We start from the raw sequence: 2965 nt of genomic DNA on the forward strand, positions 1-2965 counted from the left end.
TTCTCTCGGAGGGTGACGAGGTCGAGAGCCGCGTTGCGGCGACGCCCGAGACGGTGAAGAAATACCAGGCGCTCGGCGCCGCGGTGGTGGTTCAGGCCGGGGCCGGCGCCCGGGCCGGCATCCCCGATGCCGAGTTCGCGGCCGCGGGCGCCACCGTGGCGGCGAGCCGCGACGAGGCGGTGCGGGATGCCGACATCATCCTCAAGGTGCGTCGCCCCGCCGCGGCCGAGCTCGAAGGCCTCAAGCCCGGCGCGATCGTGATCGCGATCATGGACCCCTATGGCCAGGACGCGGCCCTCAAGGCGCTCGCCGACGCCAGGATCACGGCCTTCGCCATGGAGCTGATGCCCCGCATCACCCGGGCCCAGGTCATGGACGTGCTCTCGAGCCAGGCCAACCTCGCGGGCTACCGGGCCGTCGTCGACGGGGCGGCCGAATATGGCCGCGCCTTCCCGATGATGATGACGGCGGCCGGCACCGTGCCGGCGGCGCGGGTCTTCGTCATGGGTGCCGGCGTCGCCGGCCTGCAGGCGGTCGCGACCGCCCGCCGGCTCGGCGCGGTGGTCTCGGCCACCGACGTGCGCCCGGCCGCCAAGGAGCAGGTCGAGTCGCTCGGCGGCAAGTTCATCGCCGTCGAGGACGAGGAGTTCCGGCAGGCCGAGACGGCCGGCGGCTACGCCAAGGAGATGTCCAAGGAATACCAGGCCAAGCAGGCCGAGCTCGTCGCCGCGCACATCGCCAAGCAGGATCTCGTGATCACCACGGCCCTCATCCCGGGCCGCCCGGCGCCGCGGCTCCTGACCCGCGCGATGGTGGAATCCATGAAGCCCGGCTCGGTGATCGTCGACCTCGCGGTCGAGCGCGGCGGCAACTGCGAGCTCGCCCAGCCCGGGCAGGTCGTGGAGCACAACGGCGTCAAGATCGTCGGCCACCTCAACGTGCCGGGCCGGCTGCCCGCCACGGCCTCGAGCCTCTACGCCCGCAACCTCTACGCCTTCGTGGAAACCCTCATCGACAAGGCCGCCAAGGCGCTTGCCGTGAACTGGGACGACGAACTCGTCAAGGCAACCTGCCTGACCCGCGACGGCAGCATCACCCACCCCGCCTTCCAGCCGGCCGCCTGACGGCCCGACACGCGCACAGGAGCCGGTCATGGCCCTCACTCCCGAACAGGCGCTCGAACAATCCCGCGCGGCCGCCGACGCGGCGCAGCGCGCCGCCGACGCGGCGCAGGCGATCGCCGATCAGATTGCACTCGCGGTCTCGAGCGCCACCCACGGCGCCATCGATCCGACGGTGTTCCGGTTCGCGATCTTCGTGCTCGCGATCTTCGTGGGCTACTACGTGGTCTGGTCGGTGACCCCGGCCCTGCACACGCCGCTGATGTCGGTCACCAACGCGATCTCCTCGGTCATTGTCGTGGGCGCGCTGCTCGCCGTCGGGGTGCCCTTGACCGCGGAGGGCACGGGGCTTGCCCGCGGCTTCGGGTTCATTGCGCTCGTCCTGGCCGGGATCAACATCTTCGGGGGCTTCCTCGTCACCGAGCGCATGCTCGCCATGTACAAGAAGAAGGGCTGACGCCACGATGACCGCCCGCACCCCTCTCCGTCGTTCTCCCGCCCTGAAGGATTGAGGCGATGTCCGAAAACGTCTCGAACCTTCTCTATCTCGTGGCCGGCGTGCTGTTCATCCTGGCGCTGCGCGGGCTCTCGCATCCGACGACGTCGCGCCAGGGCAATCTCTACGGGATGGTCGGCATGGCGCTGGCGATCCTGACCACGCTCGCGCTCGTGCCGCCGGCCGGTGCCGGGGGCTGGGCACTGGTGGTGCTCGGCCTCGCGATCGGGGGCGGCCTCGGTGCGGTGATCGCCCGGCGCGTGCCCATGACCGCGATGCCGCAACTCGTGGCGGCCTTCCACTCGGGCGTCGGGCTCGCGGCGGTGTTCGTGGCGGCGGCGGCCCTTTACGCCCCGCAGGGCTTCGGGATCGGCAGCGTCGGCACGATCAAGGGCGGGTCGCTGTTCGAGATGGGGCTCGGCGTGGCGATCGGCGCGATCACCTTCACGGGCTCGGTGATCGCCTTCCTGAAGCTCGACGGGCGGATGTCGGGCCGGCCGATCCTCTTGCCGCAGCGCCATCTGCTCAACATCGCGCTCGGGGTTCTGCTGCTCGTTCTGCTCGTGGTCTTCATCCGGACCGAGAGCCATGCCGCGTTCTGGCTGATGGTGCTCGTGAGCTTCGTGCTCGGGATCACGCTGATCATCCCGATCGGCGGCGCCGACATGCCGGTGGTCGTGTCGATGCTGAACTCCTATTCGGGCTGGGCCGCGGCCGGCATCGGCTTCACGCTCGGCAACCTCGCGCTGATCATCACGGGCGCGCTGGTCGGCTCCTCGGGTGCGATTCTGTCCTACATCATGTGCAAGGGGATGAACCGCAGCTTCGTCTCGGTGATCCTGGGCGGCTTCGGGGGCGAGACGGCGGCCGCCGCGGGTGGCGCGATCGAGACCCGGCCCGTCAAGCAGGGCTCGGCGGATGATGCGGCCTTCATCATGAAGAATGCCGCCAAGGTCATCATCGTGCCGGGCTACGGCATGGCGGTCGCGCAGGCCCAGCACGCGCTGCGCGAGATGGCCGACCTCCTCAAGAAGGAGGGGGTGGAGGTCAAGTATGCGATCCATCCCGTGGCGGGGCGCATGCCGGGCCACATGAACGTGCTGCTCGCCGAGGCGAACGTGCCCTATGACGAGGTGTTCGAGCTCGAGGACATCAACGGCGAGTTCGCGCAGGCCGATGTTGCCTTCGTGATCGGGGCGAACGACGTCACGAACCCGGCCGCGAAGACCGATCCGCAATCGCCGATCTTCGGGATGCCGATCCTCGACGTCGAGAAGGCCAAGACGGTGCTGTTCATCAAGCGCGGCATGGGCTCGGGCTATGCCGGCGTCGAGAACGAGCTGTTCTT

At 69.5% G+C, this 2965-nt stretch carries 3 protein-coding genes; all 3 read left to right on the plus strand.

Translation table 11 applies throughout. The annotated features are described in order from the left end of the window. Positions 1-1124, plus strand: a 1124-nt coding sequence (locus tag BN1233_RS42425; RefSeq protein WP_046869715.1) for a Re/Si-specific NAD(P)(+) transhydrogenase subunit alpha, incomplete at its 5' end; no start/stop codon positions are given. A gap of 28 nt (positions 1125-1152) precedes the next feature. Next, positions 1153-1578, plus strand: a complete 426-nt coding sequence (locus tag BN1233_RS42430; protein ID WP_046869716.1) for a proton-translocating transhydrogenase family protein — start codon at positions 1153-1155, stop codon at positions 1576-1578. 59 nt (positions 1579-1637) lie between these two features. Continuing rightward, positions 1638-2965, plus strand: a 1328-nt coding sequence (locus tag BN1233_RS42435; RefSeq protein ID WP_046869717.1) for an NAD(P)(+) transhydrogenase (Re/Si-specific) subunit beta, incomplete at its 3' end; no start/stop codon positions are given.

It is taken from the genome of Microvirga massiliensis (assembly GCF_001006805.1).
GTDB lineage: Bacteria > Pseudomonadota > Alphaproteobacteria > Rhizobiales > Beijerinckiaceae > Microvirga > Microvirga massiliensis.